Here is a 16,337-nt window from a genome sequence, read left to right as displayed (position 1 = left end):
AAACGGAGAACTCGTGTCGAGACGATTCGACGTCACCCAAGCCGACATCCGCGACCTCGTGTTCGACGAGTGCGCACGCGTCGTCGACACCGGCAACCTGCTCGTCATCCCGACCGACACCGTCTATGGGATCGCCGCCGATGCCTTCAGCGCCGCGGCCGTGGCGGCGCTGCTGGCGGCGAAGGGGCGCGGACGGGACATGCCTCCACCGGTGCTCGTCCCACGGTCGGAGACCATCTTCGGACTCGTCGACGGAGTCGATGAGAGGCTTCTGGCACTCACGGCCCGTTTCTGGCCGGGTCCGCTGACGATCATCGCCAACGCACAGCCCTCTCTGGACTGGGATCTCGGTGACACGCACGGAACCGTGGCCGTGCGCATGCCTGATGACGAATACGCTCTGGCACTGCTGGGCCGCACCGGACCGCTCGCGGTTTCGAGTGCGAACATCTCCGGACGTCCCGCGGCGACCACTGCAGATGAGGCCCAGGAGATGCTCGGCGAAGACGTCGATATCTACGTCGACGGGGGAACCCGCGAATCGCTGATGTCCTCGACCATCGTCGACCTCAGCGGCGACGTGCCGCGCATCCTCCGGCGCGGACCCATCGGCGCGGAAGAGCTGTGCGAGATCGTCCCCGAACTCATCGACCTGGACGGCTGAGTGCGCGCCTACCTCGTCATCCTCATCGTCTCCGCCCTGGTGGCGTACCTCTTGACTCCGATGGTCAAGCGGGTCGCCGAACGCGGGCGGATCTTCTCACCCCTGCGGGATCGCGACGTGCATTCGGTGCCGACGCCGAGGCTGGGGGGAGTGGCGATGTTCGGCGGACTGCTGGCGGGGCTCGTATTCGCCTCCCAGATGCCGTTCCTGCAGCGCATCTTCGTCGAGATGGGACCGATCATCGGTGTTGCCGGAGCCGCGGGCCTGCTGTGCCTGCTGGGAGTCATCGACGATATCTGGGACCTGCATTGGATGGCGAAGCTCGCCGGGCAGGCTCTGGCTGCCGGCTTCATGGCGATCAAGGGCGTTGCCCTGCTCTCGATTCCCTTCGGCGGAGTCATCATCGGTTCTCCGCGCATGTCGATCATCATCACCGTGCTCGTCGTCCTCGTCACGATCAATGCAGTGAATTTCGTCGACGGGCTCGACGGCCTCGCCGCTGGGGTCGTCGCCATCGGCGGCAGCGCGTTCTTCATCTACTCCTATTGGCTGGCCCGCGACGCCTCCCCGGAGTCCTACGCGAACCTCGCCTCGCTCATCATCGCGATCCTCGTGGGAACGTGCCTCGGCTTCCTGCCGCATAACTTCAACCCGGCCAGAATCTTCATGGGCGACTCCGGTTCGATGCTCATCGGGCTTCTGCTCGCCGCTTCGACGATTCGCGTGACCGGACAGGTCGATCCTGCACTCATCGGACAGGAGCGTGCCTTCGCGACGTTCATGCCGATCATCCTGCCCATCGCTGTGATGTTCCTGCCGCTGCTCGATCTCGCCCTGGCTGTCGTCCGGCGGCTGCGGGCAGGGCAGTCGCCGTTCTCCGCCGACGCCAAGCACCTCCACCATCGGATGCTGCGGCTCGGCCATTCGCACGCCCGAGCGGTTCTCATCCTCTACACCTGGACGGCGCTCATCGCGTTCGGATCCGTGCTGCTGCTCTTCCGGAGCTGGCTGTTCGTCCTCGGCATCGTCGGAGGGCTGTTCGCCGTGACCCTGGTCTTCACCTTCTACCCCCTGCGTATGCGTCAGAAAGCCAGAGAGGAAATCTCGTGACAGATCCGACCTCACGACCAGAAACCGAAGTCGAAGCCGCCTGGACCCGGGTCTGGAGGACGCTGCTCATCCGCGGCATCATCCTCGTCCTCGTTGTCGCGGCGCTGGGCATGGGCATCGGGTGGCTGGTGTCGGGCTCCACCGGACTCCTCGGCGGAGCCGTCGGCGGGGGATTGGCCGCCGTGTTCATCATCGTCACTCTGGTCATCATGTACCTCGGACGGAACATGGGACTGACGACCATCGCCGGGCTCCTCGGCGTCGGGTTCCTGTTCAAGGCCTTCATCTTCATGATCGTCATCTGGCGGATCAAGGACGCGACGTGGCTCGACGGCACGGTCGCCTTCTTCACCATCGTCGTCGCGGTCCTCTCCACCTCGATCGTCGAGGCGCTCACGGTCGTCAAAGGGCGAGTTCCGTACGTCGATCCCGATGCCGGATAGCCCGCCGCACAACGCAGATGACGACGGTGCGAACCTGTGCCGAAAGGTGCTCGGTCTCCGTGCCGCGGGTCGGGATCCCCGGTGAATGACGTGTTGAGCGCAATCGCTGACAGAAATTGCACAGACAAGCCTGATGAATTTGTCGGTGACTCTCTACAATTGGTAGAGTAGACCCGGTGCTAGGGCGTATCTGCGCCCTCTGTCGCTCCTGAACCTCACGCCGTGCTGTAAGCGCACGGCCAAGGCCAGGCCATCAGGGCCCTTGACCATGGGAGAGAATTTACAACGTGGGAACTCTTAACGCCGCGAACACAATGATCAATGCTGCAGAAGGTGGCTACCACGCTCCTTCGATGTCGGAGTTCTTCCCGGCATCGTTCCTCTTCGAGGGCACTCCATTCGAGATGAACCGAGTGATGCTCATCCGCCTCCTGGCGACGATCGCCGTCGTCATCATCCTCGCGGTGTGGGCCAAGCGCATGAAGCTCGTCCCCAGTCGTTTCCAGTCGACCTTGGAACTGGCCATGGAATTCGTCACTGTCGGCATCGCCGAAGACACGATGGGCAAGGAGAGAGCGAAGAAGTTCATGCCGCTCATCGTGGCTCTCTTCTTCGGAATCCTGTTCTGGAACGTCACGAAGCTCATTCCGTTCCTCAACATGCCGGGTACCGGTGTCATCGGTCTGCCCCTCGTGGCCACCCTCGCTGTCTACGTCACCTATCACTGGGCCGGCATTGCACAGAAGGGCTTCGGCCGCTACCTCAAGGACGCTCTCGTCCTGCCCGGTGTTCCGCCGGCCATGCACATCCTGCTCATTCCGATCGAATTCATCACGAAGTTCGTGACGCAGCCGTTCACACTGGCAATCCGACTCTTCGCAAACATGATGGTCGGCCACCTGCTGCTCGTCCTCTGCTTCTCGGCCACGAGCTTCTTCCTCTTCGATGCCTCGAACGGCTTCCAGTTCTTCTCGATCCTGACTTTCGCCGGAGGAATGTTCGTCTTCCTCCTCGAAATGCTGGTCGTGGTCCTGCAGGCGTACATCTTCGCCCTGCTCGCCTGCGTCTACATCAATTCGGCTGTCTCGGAAGAACACTGAGTCAGCTCCCAAGATCCGTAACTCACGAGTTGCACGGTCGGGCCAACCACCCGACTCCATTATGAAAGGAATAGCATCCTATGGATATGCTCGCCGAAGTGACAGGTAGCGTTTCGACGATCGGTTACGGCCTCGCCGCAATCGGCCCCGGTGTCGGTCTCGGCATCGTCATCGGAAAGACCATCGAAGGAACCGCACGTCAGCCCGAGATGGCCGGCGCCCTGCGCGGAAACATGTTCCTGGGCATCGCTCTGATCGAGGCTCTGGCCCTCATCGGCATCGCGACCCCGTTCTTCCTTAATCAGTGAGGCACTGAGATATGACTCCGGTAACCATCGTCGCCTCCGCGGAGAACCCGCTTCTCCCGGGCCTGTACGACATCGTCTGGAGTGCCGTCTGCCTGCTGATCGTCTTCCTGGTTGTCTGGAAGTACGTCCTCCCGGCCTTCAACAAGACCCTCGACGAGCGCGCTGCGCGCATCCAGGGCGGAATTGAGAAGGCCGAGAAGGTGCAGGCCGAAGCCGATCAGGCTCTGGCCGAGTATCAGAAGCAGCTCGCCGACGGTCGTGCAGAAGCTGCACGGCTGCGCGCCGAAGCTCAGGAAGAAGGCGCTCAGATCATCGCCGAGATGAAGGCGCAGGCTCACTCCGAGGCTGACCGCATCATCGCATCGGCTCAGAATCAGATCGACGCCGAACGTCAGTCCGCCATGGTGCAGCTGCGTTCGGAAGTCGGTTCACTGGCCACGGATCTGGCTTCTCGCATCGTCGGCGAATCCCTCACCGATGACCAGCGTTCAGCCAATGTGGTCGATCGCTTCATCTCCGATCTCGAGTCCGAATCGTCCGCGCAGCCGGTCAAGGGGGCGTGATGCTCCAGTCGAGCAGATTGTCCCTGCAGGCCGTCCTCGAGACCGCGAACTCCGAGATCTCCGGGGGAGACCCGCGTGAGATCGGCGAGGGCACTCTGGCTGTGGTCGGAGTTCTCGCCGAGAACGTCACGCTGCGCAAAGCCTTGGCGGATTCGTCCGAATCGGCCGAGAGGAAGCAGCAGCTGCTGCGGACTCTGTTCTCGACTCGGATCACGGATGCGGTTCTGCGGATCAGCGATGAGGCCGTCGGCCGTCGTTGGGCGCGGACCCAGGACCTGGTCACCAGCCTGGAGGTCGCCGGAGTCACGGCGATCGCCGCTGCCGCACAAGCCGGCGGACAGCTCGGCCAGGTCGAAGAGGAGATCTTCCGCTTCGCGCGTCTGCTGGAATCCGACCACGAGCTGTCTCGGGCGCTCGATTCGCAGGCCGATGGGCAGAGCAAACTGACTCTCGTCTCCGACCTGCTGTCGGGTAAGGCTCAGCCTGACACCATCACATTGGTCGGGCAGGTCGCGCTGCACCCGCGCGGGCTGCGCGTGGCGAAGGCTCTCGACCAGTACAGCGACATCCTCGCAGCCAGGCAGCAGCGTTCGGTTGCGGACGTAACCGTGGCCAAGCCGCTGAACGAGTCCCAGACCGAACGGCTGCGGGCAGCTCTGTCAGCCAGCTACGGCCGCGAACTCGTCCTCAATATCCAGGTCGATCCCAAGGTCATCGGGGGAGTCCGGGTGCAGGTCGGCGACGAGATGATGAACTCGACCGTGGCCGATCGACTGGCCGATGTGCAGCGCAAGCTCGCAGGTTGACACTAGGGGCCGGCTTTTCCGGCATAGGCGGCCCACCGGTCGTCGGACGCAAGATTTGAGAAAAGGAAGCAGGGAAACCAGATGGCGGAACTGACAATTCGCCCGGAAGAGATCCGGGACGCTCTCGGGAAGTTCGTTGATTCGTACAACCCCGAGAGCTCGGAAAAGGCCGAGGTCGGCAAGGTCGTCACCGCTGGTGACGGCATCGCCCACGTCTCGGGTCTGCCCGGCACCATGGCCAATGAGCTCCTGCGGTTCGAAGAAGGAACCCTGGGCCTGGCACAGAACCTCGACGAGCGTGAGATCGGCGTCGTCATCCTCGGTGAATTCTCCGGAGTCGCCGAGGGACAGGACGTCTACCGCACCGGAGAGGTCCTCTCCATCCCCGTCGGCGATGGCTACCTCGGTCGCGTTGTCGATCCGCTGGGTCGTCCCGTGGACGGCCTCGGCGACATCGAGACCGTCGGTCGTCGTGAGCTCGAGCTCCAGGCCGCAGGTGTGATGGATCGGCAGGAGGTGCGCGAGCCTCTCCAGACCGGGTATAAGAGCATCGACGCGATGATCCCCGTCGGCCGTGGTCAGCGTCAGCTGGTCATCGGCGACCGCAAGACCGGTAAGACCGCGCTGGCGATCGACACCATCATCAACCAGAAGGCCAACTGGGCGACCGGCGACCCGAAGCAGCAGGTGCGCTGCATCTACGTGGCCGTGGGCCAGAAGGGCTCGACCATCGCCGGTGTCCGCCGGTCGCTGGAAGAGGCCGGTGCTCTCGAGTACACGACCATCGTGTCCTCGCCCGCTTCGGACCCCGCCGGCTACAAATACCTGGCTCCCTACTCCGGTTCGGCCATCGGCCAGCACTGGATGTATGACGGCAAGCATGTCCTCATCGTGTTCGATGACCTGTCGAAGCAGGCCGAAGCCTACCGCGCCGTGTCGCTGCTGCTGCGTCGTCCGCCGGGCCGTGAAGCCTACCCGGGCGACGTGTTCTACCTGCACTCGCGTCTGCTCGAGCGCTGTGCGAAGCTCTCCGATGAACTCGGCGGCGGTTCGATGACCGGTCTGCCGATCATCGAGACGAAGGCCAATGACGTCGGTGCCTTCATTCCGACGAACGTCATCTCGATCACGGACGGCCAGATCTTCCTGCAGTCCGACCTCTTCAACGCCGGTCAGCGTCCTGCTGTCGACGTCGGTGTGTCCGTGTCGCGAGTCGGTGGTGCCGCTCAGACGAAGGCTCTCAAGGGAGTCTCGGGCACGCTGAAGATCTCGCTGGCTCAGTACCGTTCGCTCGAGGCCTTCGCGATGTTCGCCTCCGACCTCGATGATGCCACGAAGCGCGATCTGGCCCGTGGCGCTCGACTGACCGAACTGCTCAAACAGGGTCAGTACACTCCGATGCCGTTCGAGAAGCAGACCGTGTCGATCTTCGCCGGTACCAACGGCTACCTCGACGAGATCCCGGTCGACGACGTTCTGCGCTTCGAATCCGAACTGCACGACCACATCGAACGCAAGACGGGCATCTTCACGACCATTCGTGAGACCCTCAAGCTCGATGACGACACCGCCGAAGAGCTCAAGAATGTGCTCGCCGAGTTCTCGCAGAACTTCGCCAGCTCGGATCAGGGTGGGTCGAAGGCCGGCAGTGAAGACAGCGCCACGGCCTCCTCTGACGAGGTCGAGCAGGAGCAGATCGTTCGGCAGAAGCGTTGAACCTGTTCCGTAACGGCGAAAGGAAGAACTGATGGGAGCCCAGCAGAGGGTCTTCAAACAGAAGATCCGCTCGACTCAGTCCTTGAGGAAGATCTTCAAGGCGATGGAGCTCATCGCTGCGTCGCGGATTCAGAAGGCTATTGCCCGCTCGCAGGCCGCCAGCCCGTACGCGAACGCCCTGACCAGGGCCGTCTCGGCGGTGGCCAGCGAGTCGAACGTCGACCACGTTCTCACCACCGAGTCGGACAACGTCAAGCGGGCCGCTGTGCTCGTGATGGGGCCCGACCGCGGATTCGCCGGCGCCTACTCGGCGAACCTGCTGCGCGAAGCCGAAGAACTCATTCGGCTTCTGCGTAACGAGGGCAAGGACGTGCAGCTGTTCACGGTCGGAGGCAAGGCCAAGAACTACTACACTTTCCGCGATCGCAAGATCGAGAAGTCCTGGACAGGCATCTCCGAGAACCCGACGGCGGAGAACGCCCGGGAGATCGGCGAAGCTCTGTTGGAGAACTTCGATCCTGAGTCTGCGGAGTCGGGTGTGGATGAGATCTACATCGTCTTTACGAAGTTCGTATCCAGTGTCACGCACGATCCGGAATACCGGAGGCTGCTGCCGCTGGAGGTCGTCGATGCCGATGAGGCGTCGACGGGCGGACAGTCCGCCGGTTCATCCGATGCGCCCGCGTTCCCTCTCTACGAGTTCGAACCGAGCGCGGAGGCTGTGCTCGACGCCCTGTTGCCGCGATACATCGATTCGCGCATTCTGTCGGCTCTGCTGAGCGCATCGGCATCCGAGCAGGCCTCGCGACAGGCGGCGATGAAGACAGCCACGGACAACGCGGATGATCTCATCAAGACCTACACCCGGTTGGCCAACACGGCTCGCCAGGCGGAAATCACCCAGGAACTCACCGAGATCGTCGGTGGGGCGGATGCCCTCGCGGCATCGGCAGCCGGCGACTGACCGGCGAGAGCAGAGAGAAAGAGACCATGACTGCCACAGCAACGGAAACCTCTCCGGCACAGGGCACTGCCCTCGGCCGGATTTCCCGAGTCATCGGCCCGGTTGTCGACATCGAGTTCCCGCTCGACTCCGTGCCCGAGATCTACAATGCACTGACCACGACAGTGGATCTGTCCGAAGGAACCAGGAAGCTGACCTTCGAGGTCGGACTGCACCTGGGCAACGGACTCGTCCGCGCCGTGTCGCTGCAGCCGACCGACGGCCTCGTCCGCGGCCAGGAAGTCGTCGACTCCGGTGCGCCGATTTCGGTGCCCGTCGGCGACGTCACCAAGCACCACGTGTGGAACACCACCGGTGACTGCCTCAACCTCGCCGATGGCGAGGAGCTGGAGATCTCCGAGCGGTGGCCCATCCACCGTTCTGCGCCGGCGTTCGATGAGCTCGAATCCAAGACCGAGATCCTCGAAGTCGGCATCAAGAGCATCGACCTGCTGACCCCCTATGTCCAGGGTGGAAAGATCGGTCTGTTCGGTGGTGCCGGTGTCGGCAAGACCGTCCTCATCCAGGAAATGATCTTCCGTATCGCGCACAACCACTCGGGCACCTCGGTGTTCGCCGGCGTGGGCGAGCGGACTCGTGAGGGCAACGACCTCATCATGGAGATGGACGAGGCCGGAGTCTTCAAGGACACCGCCCTCGTGTTCGGCCAGATGGACGAGCCGCCAGGCACCCGTCTGCGTGTGGCGCTGTCGGCGCTGACCATGGCGGAGTACTTCCGCGATGTGCAGAACCAGGACGTGCTGCTGTTCATCGACAACATCTTCCGCTTCACCCAGGCCGGTTCCGAGGTCTCGACCCTGCTGGGTCGTATGCCCTCCGCCGTGGGCTACCAGCCCAACCTGGCTGACGAGATGGGTCTGCTCCAGGAGCGCATCACCTCGACGCGTGGTCACTCGATCACGTCGATGCAGGCGATCTACGTTCCGGCCGATGACTACACCGACCCGGCTCCGGCGACGACCTTCGCACACCTCGATGCGACGACCGAGCTCAGCCGTGACATCGCTTCGCGCGGTCTGTACCCGGCTATCGACCCGCTGGCCTCGTCCTCGCGGATCCTCGATCCGCTGGTCGTCGGTGACGAGCACTACCGTGTGGCCAACGAGGTCAAGGCGATCCTGCAGAAGAACAAGGAGCTGCAGGACATCATCGCCATCCTCGGCGTCGACGAACTCGGTGAAGAGGACAAGCTCGTCGTCCACCGTGCCCGTCGCATCGAGCAGTTCCTCTCGCAGAACACCTACACCGCGGAGAAGTTCACGCAGGTTCCCGGTTCGACCGTGCCGCTGACCGACACGATCGAAGGCTTCGCGAAGATCTGCTCCGGCGAGGTCGACCACATCCCGGAACAGGCATTCTTCAACGTCGGTGGCCTTGACGATGTCATGCGCAACTACGAAGAGATGCAGAAGTAAGCCATGGCGACACTTGAAGTCAATGTCGTGGCTGCCGATCGCGAGGTATGGGTCGGTGAGGCCAAGCGCGTCATCGCCCGTACCCTCGACGGCGAGATCGGCATCCTGCCGGGCCACGAGCCCGTGCTGGGGGTCGTCGCCGACGGCGAAACGCGGATTCTCACGCCCGGAGAGGACACCATCAGGGTCAAAGCCGATGGTGGTTTCCTCTCGGTGGAGAACAACCGCGTGATCATTGCCGCTGATCAGGCCGAACTTCTCTGATCCGCAGGTTACACTGGCAACCGTGAACCCTTCTGTCCTGCTGATCGTTCTGCTCTCGTTGGTAGGACTTGCGCTTGCTCTCATCGTCGTTGTGACGATTCGACGCAGGTCGATCTCGAAGCTCTCGGGCGCCTTTGACTGCTCCATCAACGTGGGCGAGGAGTATTCTTCTCGCCCACGTTGGCGTTTGGGCGTGGCCGTGTTCTCGGTCGCCTCCTTGGACTGGTACCCGGTCTTCGCCCTGACCAGGCGAGCAGCATTCAGGCTGCCGCGTGCCGACCTCGATATCTTGGTCCGCCGCAAACCCACATCGGGCGAACAGTATTCGGTGCTGCCCGACGCCGTCGTCGTCGACTGCTCCTACGGCAAAGCGGATGGTCGTCCGCGCTCGGTGTCTCTGGCGATGGATACCGAATCACTGTCGACGATGGCCTCATGGCTGGAATCCTCGCCTCCCGGCTTCAACCCGACGATGGGACGTTTCACCTGATGGATGTCTTCCGTTTGACCGGCCCGGCGCGACTGGACGGTGTCATCGACGTTCGAGGCGCGAAGAACAGCGTCCTCAAACTCATGGCTGCGAGCCTGCTGGCTGTGGGGCGCACGACGATCACGAATGTCCCTGCGATCCTCGATGTCAGGATCATGGTCGAACTCCTCGTCCGCCTCGGCTGCGATGTCGACTACGATTCCGAAGACGGAGTCGTCAGCATCGATGTCCCCGCAGCAGTCGGAATCCAAGCTGACTACGAACTCGTCCGCGCGATGCGCGCCTCCATCTCGGTCCTCGGACCGCTCACCGCTCGTATGCGCGCCGCTCATGTCGCTCTTCCCGGCGGTGACGCCATCGGCTCCCGCGGGCTCGATATGCATCAAGCCGGCCTCGAAGCCCTCGGGGCCCTCGTCCATCTCGATCACGGATACTTCGTCGCAGAGGCTCCCTCCGGGCTCAAAGGCACCGAGATCGTCCTCGAATTCCCTTCCGTCGGCGCCACCGAGAACCTCGTCATGGCAGCCACCCTCGCTGAGGGAGCGACGACGATCTCAAACGCCGCTCGCGAACCGGAGATCGTCGATATCTGCACCATGCTCGTGAAGATGGGTGCACAGATCGAGGGCATCGGCACCTCAGAACTGACCATCAGCGGTGTCGAGTCCCTCCGGCCCGTGACCCACCGGACTGTGGGCGATCGCATCGTCGCGGGCACCTTCGCCTTCGGCGCCGCGCTCAGCGGCGGTGACGTCACCGTCCGCGGCATCGGGCTCGACCTCATGCCGAACATCGGATTGAAGCTGCAGGATTCCGGAGCCACGGTCGAAGAACTCTCGAATATCACTCTCGGCGATGGAACGACCGGTGCCGGTTTCCGTGTCATCGGTGCTCCTCGGCCGCACCCGATCCGGGTGGCAACGATGCCGTTCCCGGGATTCCCGACCGATCTGCAGCCCTTCGTCATCGCTTTGAACTCGGTCTCCGACGGCGTGGGACTGCTCTCGGAGAACCTGTTCGAGGCGAGATGGCGGTTCGTCCAGGAGATCGCCCGCCTCGGTGCGAAAGTGCGCATCGACGGTAACCACGCGCTCGTCACGGGCAGCGACAGCCTCTCGGGGGCGGAAGTCGAGGCCTCGGACATCCGTGCCGGTGCCGGTCTGGTGATGGCCGCGCTGCGAGCCGGCGGAGTGACGGAGGTGTCGGGAATCGACCATATCGAACGCGGTTACGAGAACTTCGTGACCAACCTGCGCAGCCTCGGCGTCGACATCGAACGCGTTGAGAAACGCGACGTGCTCAACTTCGAATAGACGTCGGGCCACTGCCCGAATCGCCGACTGGCGATCCACGAGGCTTCGCAATGATGAGTGGGTGTCTGTGCCTCAGAACAGCCGAGAATCGGGATCATCCATCCCGCGCAGTGCATCATAGTCGAGGACGACGCAGCGGATGCCGCGGTCTTCGGCGAGCGTGCGGGCCTGCGGCTTGATCTCCTGCGCCGCGAAGACCCCCTGGACCGGGCTGAGAAGCGGGTCACGGTTCATCAGCTCGAGGTAGCGGGTGAGCTGTTCGACGCCGTCGATGTCACCACGACGCTTGATTTCGACTGCGACTGACTGGTGGCCGGGATCCCGCGCGAGGATGTCGACGGGTCCGATCGCCGTCATGTATTCGCGTCGAACCAGACTGTAGCCCTCGCCGAGGGTGTCGATGTGCTCGGCGAGCAGCTCCTGCAGATGCGCTTCGACTCCGTCTTTGACCAGCCCCGGATCGACCCCGAACTCGTAGCTGTCATCGTTGATGATCTTCGCGATGGAGATGACCAGACGATCGCCGGTCTTCGTCTGGGAGACCTCCCACAATTCGGTCAGACCCGCTTCTGCCTGCTCGGCATCAGGCTCGAGATGCCTGATCGTGCATGGGGGAGTCATCCAGTTCAGCGGTTTATAGGATCCGCCGTCGGAGTGGATGAGGATGGACCCGTCCGATTTGAGCATGATGAGGCGGGTGGCCATCGGCAGGTGGGCGGTCAGACGACCGGCATAATCAACAGAGCATTCGGCAATGACAAGACGCACGCGCAACAGCCTACGTGAGACAATGGCCCAATGCCACGATCTTCATCTTCGCGTCGCAAGAACAAATGGCAGCGGGAGCCGCGTGACCTTTCGGAGACCACCGCGGGCATGCGGACGAGCAGGTCGCTGCCGGACGGCACCTGGTCGGTGCAGACCGTGAAAGGCAATGACTCCGGAAGGTCCTACATCTGTCCCGGCTGCGGGCGGGATGTCAACGCAGCATCGAGCCACATCGTCGCGTGGCGGCAGGAAGCCCGGCACGGCATCGAGATCGGTGTGGAGAGTCGACGTCACTGGCATTCCCGCTGCTTCGACCGCTTCCGCTGAACCCTTCGCTTTCTGAAAGCTGCACAGATAAAGAAGGGCCCCGCTTCGGCGGAGCCCTTCTTCATGCTGCTTCGGCGTCGCTCAACGAATCAGAGCGGCGCGTGCGACAGCGTCAACGCAGAGAGTTGCGTGAGCGAGTCGTCTTCGAGCTGTTCTTCTTCGATCCGGACACCTGAGCGTCGATGGCGATCGTGTCTTCGTCGGTGGCTCCGTTCGGCAGGTTCTTGCCCTTGCCGGTGGACTCACCGGACTGCTTGGCCTCTCCGGACGGAGCTGACTGCGAGTCTTCAGCCGCCTCGGCGTCAGATTCCGTTGAAGTCTCCGCCTGCTGAGCCGACTCTCCATCCTCCGGCGAGTCCTCTTCGTCGCTCGCCTTCTCCGCAGAATCTGCGGAGTCCTTGGCTGCCGCAGTATTCGACGCTGTCGATGCGCTGTCGGACGAGTCCGCGGCGTCTTTCTCCTCCACGTTCTCCGCAGCTTCCGAATCGTCGTCTTCGGCCAACAGGTCTTCGAGCTCCTGGCCGTCGGCGATCTGCTCGGTGGCGTGCGAGGCCGATTCTGCCTTCGCCGGATCGACGCTGTCGCCGCCCATCACGCCGGGCATGGCGAACAGCGACCGAAGCTGATCGAGCTGGGCGGTGATCGTCTTGCGCTGCTTCGTCAGCAGATCGACCTGCGACTGTGCGGAAGCGACATTGCGCTTGGCTTCGGCCGCCGATTCCTCGATCGTCGCCTCGGCAGTGGCTCGCGCCTCGGAGATGAGCGTCTGGGCACGGGACTTGCCGTCGGCGATGATCTCGTCGGCCTTCTTCACCGCATCGGTGCGCGTCTTCTCTGCGCGCTCGGCTGCTTCCTTGGCTTCTGAATCGGCCTTGCTCGCACGAGCCTGGGCTTCCTCGATGAGCTTCTTGTTCTCGGCCTGAGCCTGCTCGTAGCGCTTCTTGCGTTCGGTCTCGGCTTCCTTGCGCTTCGCGGCGAGCTCGACGTCGAAGTCGTTGCCAGCCTTCTTCGAAGCCTCGTCGCGGGCCTTGGCGGCGGCAAGCAGCTCGTCGGCCTGCGCCTGCGCGGCGGCGATCGTCTCTTCGGCCTCGGTCTTGGCCTCGGCCAGCAGATCCGCAGCTTCCTTCTCCGCGGTGGCACGGAGTTCGGAGAGCTCGAGGTCGAGGCTTTCCCGGGCCTCCTTGGCGGCGGCCGCATTGGCCTCCTTGGCCTGATTGGTCTCGCGCTCGGTGGTCGCCTTGAGCTCGGCGGCCCGCTTCTCAGCGGCCTTGACGGTCTCCTCGGCACGCAATTCCGCCGAGGAGGTGATCGCATCCGCTTCGGACCGGGCATTGGACAGAGTGTCGTTGCTCTCGGTGTGCATTCGGGCGCGAGCAGACGCCGCCTCGGCGCGAGCCTTGTTCCTGATCGTCTCGGCATCGGAATTGGCCTGAGCCAGGGTCTCGCGCGCCTGGGACTCAGCGATCTTGAGCAGATGGTCGATGCGGCTTCCGGGAGGGCCGGAAGCCTCGGCGTTGTCGTTGGCCGCCTTCTTCAGCTGGGCTTTGGCCTCTGAGAGCTCACCGGCGATCTGCAGCTTCGCCCGATCCGCATTGATGACCTGGCTGCGCGCATCGGCAAGCGCTTTTCGGACCGACTCGACTTCGGTGCGCAACTGCTGCAGACGCGAATCGACTTCACTCTTTTCGTAGCCGCGCATCGCTGTGCGGAATTCTTCGGTGGGCGTCACTGAAGCGAACTCCTGTCGTCTCGGAAAGGGGGGTGATCTGGGCTGTCCTCGTCCTACTCTAACGGAGACTCTATGAGTGTTGGGTGCGAATGCGCAGGGGTGGACAGGCTCCTGTGGGAACTCGATCGCAGACCCCGTGACGAAGGCCACAGCTGACTCGACTAGTCTGGTGGATGTCGAAAAGCACACGTGCTGGGACCGAGTCCGGGCGCGAGAATCCGAGGAGGAAAAATGGCTGATGCAGTGATCGTCGCCGGAGCGCGCACCCCGTTCGGGCGTCTGCAGGGCGAGTTGTCGAAGCTCAGCGCCGTCGAACTCGGGGGCAAGGCCATCGCCGGTGCCCTTGATCGGGCCGGGATCGAAGGCGGCGACGTCGACTACGTGATCATGGGACAGGTTCTGCAGGCCGGTAACAGTCAGGGGCCGGCCCGACAGGCCGCCGTCGAGGCCGGGATCCCCATGTCGGTTCCCGCCGTGACCGTGAACAAGCTGTGTCTGTCGGGCATCAACACGATCACTCAGGCCGCGCAGCTCGTGCGTGCCGGTGAATACGACGTCGTCGTCGCCGGCGGCCAGGAGTCGATGAGCCAGGCTCCGCACATGCTCATGAAGTCGCGGTCCGGGTACAAGTACGGCGATGTCGTCGTCAAGGACCATATGGACTACGACGGGCTGTGGGACGCCTTCACCGACCAGGCGATGGGCGGACTCACCGAGGATGCCAACGCCGGCGATCGCGAATTCTCCCGAACGGAGCAGGACGAGTTCTCCGCACGCTCGCATCAGCGGGCCGCACAGGCGCAGGAGGCGGGAGCGTTCGACGATGAGATCGTTCCGGTGACGATCAGCTCGCGCAAGGGCGACGTCACCGTCTCCGTCGACGAGGGAGTGCGTCCCGACACGACTGCGGAATCTCTGTCGAAGCTGCGGCCCTCCTTCCGCAAGGACGGGACGATCACGGCCGGCAACGCCTCGCAGATCTCCGACGGTGCCTGCGCCGTCGTCGTCATGTCACGTGAGAAGGCCGAAGAGCTCGGGGCCCCGATCCTCGCCGAGGTCCGTTCTCATGCCTGGACCGCAGGGCCGGACTCGACTCTGCAGCACCAGCCTTCGCAGGCGATCACGGTCGCCGCTGAACGCGAAGGCGTCGCCGCGGACTCCTTCGACCTCTACGAGATCAACGAGGCCTTCGCCGCAGTCGGCCTCGCCAGTTCGAAAGACCTCGGCGTCGCCGCGGACAAGGTCAACGTCAACGGCGGAGCGGTTGCGCTCGGTCACCCGATCGGCGCCTCCGGGGCACGCATCGTCCTGACCCTGGCCCTCGAACTCCAGCGCCGAGGCGGCGGCTCGGGAATCGCCGCTCTGTGCGGCGGCGGAGGACAGGGCGATTCGCTGATCATCAACGTCCCGGCTCAGGCCTGACCCGGCGATGTTCCGCAGAGCGGCGGAGTGCCCGAGGGCCCTCCGCCGCTCGCTCAAGGAAGGACAACAACATGCTCGCAGCATTCTCGGTCGCGCCCAGTGGGGGAGAAGGGGCCGACGCCTCCGTCCATGTCGCCGTAGCCGCGGCAGTCGACATCGTGCGCCGCTCCGGACTTCCGCACCGCACCGATTCGATGTTCACCACGATCGAGGGCGAATGGGACGAAGTCTTCGCCGTCATCAAAGATGCCACAGATGCCGTCGGTGAGTTCGGCACCCGCGTCTCCCTGGTGGTCAAGGCCGATATCCGCCCCGGCTACACCGGTGAGATCGACGGCAAGCTCGAACGTTTGGAGACGGCGATCGAAGCGCGCGAACAGAACTGATTGAAATTTTCAAGGAATTCCCAGTGACGTGAGTCACTGAAGGCGCTAACCTTTTTCCAACGGAAGAAGGAGATGAGCAATGAACGGTGCCAAATACTTTTCGATCGCCACTGCACTGACGCTGGTGGCTCTGTTGGGCTTCATGCTGGCCGGGTTCTTTCCGGTGGTCGTCGACTTCGCCTTCGGAATCGAAGCGATTGCCGTCATCCTGGCGATGACCGGGGTCGCGGTGGTGTCTTTCGTGACCGTGCGCAAGTCAATGGAGCAGGCAGCGCGTCGTCACTGAACCCCTATATCAGCGATACGGCCCCGTGCGGGGAGGGAACCGAAGCGGTTCCGCTCCGCACGGGGCCGCTTTCTGTTCACGTTCGGCCATCGGTTACGATGTTTGAGCCTCCGTAGCTCAGTCGGATAGAGCAACCGCCTTCTAAGCGGTAGGTCGCGGGTTCGAGCCCCGCCGGGGGCGCTTCTGCTGTCTCGGGCCCTCGC

General features: G+C 63.4%; 19 protein-coding genes and 1 tRNA gene. 18 read left to right on the top strand and 2 right to left on the bottom strand.

The window, feature by feature from the left end; genetic code table 11:
- Positions 1-13: 13 nt before the first annotated feature.
- The 13 genes from EB836_RS06340 (at position 14) to murA (ending at position 11,216) form a co-directional block, all read left to right on the top strand.
- The gene (locus EB836_RS06340) at positions 14-664 is read left to right on the top strand and encodes an L-threonylcarbamoyladenylate synthase (protein WP_135538645.1); all 651 of its coding nucleotides are present in this window, start codon (positions 14-16) and stop codon (positions 662-664) included.
- Positions 665-1,774, top strand: coding sequence for an MraY family glycosyltransferase (locus tag EB836_RS06335; protein ID WP_135538643.1), 1,110 nt, complete (start codon positions 665-667; stop codon positions 1,772-1,774).
- On the top strand, positions 1,771-2,217 hold the full coding sequence (locus EB836_RS06330; RefSeq protein WP_135538641.1) for a hypothetical protein: 447 nt from the start codon (positions 1,771-1,773) through the stop codon (positions 2,215-2,217). The genes EB836_RS06335 and EB836_RS06330 overlap by 4 nt, the downstream gene beginning before the upstream one ends.
- 287 nt (positions 2,218-2,504) lie before the next feature.
- Entirely contained in the window at positions 2,505-3,317 is an 813-nt protein-coding gene (gene atpB, locus EB836_RS06325) for a F0F1 ATP synthase subunit A (RefSeq protein ID WP_240689662.1), read from the top strand.
- An 80-nt stretch (positions 3,318-3,397) separates the two neighbouring features.
- The gene (gene atpE, locus EB836_RS06320; protein ID WP_062861556.1) at positions 3,398-3,625 is read left to right on the top strand and encodes a F0F1 ATP synthase subunit C; all 228 of its coding nucleotides are present in this window, start codon (positions 3,398-3,400) and stop codon (positions 3,623-3,625) included.
- A gap of 11 nt (positions 3,626-3,636) precedes the next feature.
- Positions 3,637-4,188: a F0F1 ATP synthase subunit B gene (locus EB836_RS06315; RefSeq protein ID WP_135538639.1), complete on the top strand. Its 552-nt coding sequence runs from the start codon at positions 3,637-3,639 to the stop codon at positions 4,186-4,188.
- A complete protein-coding gene (locus EB836_RS06310; RefSeq protein WP_135538637.1) occupies positions 4,188-4,994 on the top strand; it encodes a F0F1 ATP synthase subunit delta in 807 nt (268 codons plus the stop codon). Before EB836_RS06315 ends, EB836_RS06310 begins: the two co-directional genes overlap by 1 nt.
- Before the next feature lie 81 nt (positions 4,995-5,075).
- Positions 5,076-6,710 carry a F0F1 ATP synthase subunit alpha gene (gene atpA, locus EB836_RS06305; RefSeq protein WP_135538635.1) on the top strand — a complete coding sequence of 545 codons (1,635 nt, stop codon included), beginning with the start codon at positions 5,076-5,078 and terminating at the stop codon, positions 6,708-6,710.
- Positions 6,711-6,741: 31 nt separating this feature from the next.
- Positions 6,742-7,674, top strand: coding sequence for a F0F1 ATP synthase subunit gamma (locus tag EB836_RS06300; RefSeq protein WP_135538634.1), 933 nt, complete (start codon positions 6,742-6,744; stop codon positions 7,672-7,674).
- A gap of 26 nt (positions 7,675-7,700) precedes the next feature.
- On the top strand, positions 7,701-9,149 hold the full coding sequence (gene atpD / locus EB836_RS06295) for a F0F1 ATP synthase subunit beta (RefSeq protein ID WP_135538632.1): 1,449 nt from the start codon (positions 7,701-7,703) through the stop codon (positions 9,147-9,149).
- 3 nt (positions 9,150-9,152) lie between these two features.
- Positions 9,153-9,413 carry a F0F1 ATP synthase subunit epsilon gene (locus EB836_RS06290; protein ID WP_135538630.1) on the top strand — a complete coding sequence of 87 codons (261 nt, stop codon included), beginning with the start codon at positions 9,153-9,155 and terminating at the stop codon, positions 9,411-9,413.
- A 22-nt stretch (positions 9,414-9,435) separates the two neighbouring features.
- Positions 9,436-9,903, top strand: coding sequence for a DUF2550 domain-containing protein (locus EB836_RS06285; RefSeq protein ID WP_135538628.1), 468 nt, complete (start codon positions 9,436-9,438; stop codon positions 9,901-9,903).
- Complete coding sequence (gene murA, locus EB836_RS06280) at positions 9,903-11,216, top strand: UDP-N-acetylglucosamine 1-carboxyvinyltransferase (protein ID WP_135538626.1); 1,314 nt, start codon at positions 9,903-9,905, stop codon at positions 11,214-11,216. Before EB836_RS06285 ends, murA begins: the two co-directional genes overlap by 1 nt.
- Positions 11,217-11,288: 72 nt before the next feature.
- On the opposite strand, the gene nucS is transcribed toward murA, so the two are convergent.
- Positions 11,289-11,984, bottom strand: a complete 696-nt coding sequence (gene nucS / locus EB836_RS06275) for an endonuclease NucS (protein WP_135538624.1) — start codon at positions 11,982-11,984, stop codon at positions 11,289-11,291.
- Between the two features lie 30 nt (positions 11,985-12,014).
- Between nucS and EB836_RS06270 the strand changes: the two genes are divergently transcribed.
- Positions 12,015-12,311: a hypothetical protein gene (locus EB836_RS06270; protein WP_240689660.1), complete on the top strand. Its 297-nt coding sequence runs from the start codon at positions 12,015-12,017 to the stop codon at positions 12,309-12,311.
- Positions 12,312-12,423: 112 nt separating this feature from the next.
- Here EB836_RS06270 and EB836_RS06265 read toward each other — a convergent pair whose 3' ends face one another.
- Complete coding sequence (locus EB836_RS06265) at positions 12,424-14,040, bottom strand: cell division protein (RefSeq protein ID WP_135538622.1); 1,617 nt, start codon at positions 14,038-14,040, stop codon at positions 12,424-12,426.
- A 231-nt stretch (positions 14,041-14,271) separates the two neighbouring features.
- Between EB836_RS06265 and EB836_RS06260 the strand changes: the two genes are divergently transcribed.
- From EB836_RS06260 to EB836_RS06245, 4 genes are all read left to right on the top strand, one after another.
- On the top strand, positions 14,272-15,462 hold the full coding sequence (locus EB836_RS06260; RefSeq protein WP_135538620.1) for an acetyl-CoA C-acetyltransferase: 1,191 nt from the start codon (positions 14,272-14,274) through the stop codon (positions 15,460-15,462).
- Positions 15,463-15,533: 71 nt separating this feature from the next.
- On the top strand, positions 15,534-15,848 hold the full coding sequence (locus EB836_RS06255) for a thiamine-binding protein (protein ID WP_135538618.1): 315 nt from the start codon (positions 15,534-15,536) through the stop codon (positions 15,846-15,848).
- Positions 15,849-15,927: 79 nt separating this feature from the next.
- On the top strand, positions 15,928-16,134 hold the full coding sequence (locus tag EB836_RS06250) for a hypothetical protein (RefSeq protein ID WP_135538616.1): 207 nt from the start codon (positions 15,928-15,930) through the stop codon (positions 16,132-16,134).
- A gap of 106 nt (positions 16,135-16,240) precedes the next feature.
- Positions 16,241-16,314, top strand: a tRNA-Arg gene (locus tag EB836_RS06245).
- The last annotated feature ends 23 nt before the right edge of the window (positions 16,315-16,337 follow it).

This window comes from Brevibacterium sp. S111 (assembly GCF_004745075.1).
In the GTDB taxonomy this organism is placed as follows: domain Bacteria; phylum Actinomycetota; class Actinomycetes; order Actinomycetales; family Brevibacteriaceae; genus Brevibacterium.
This window is presented reverse-complemented; position numbering and strand designations above follow the sequence as displayed.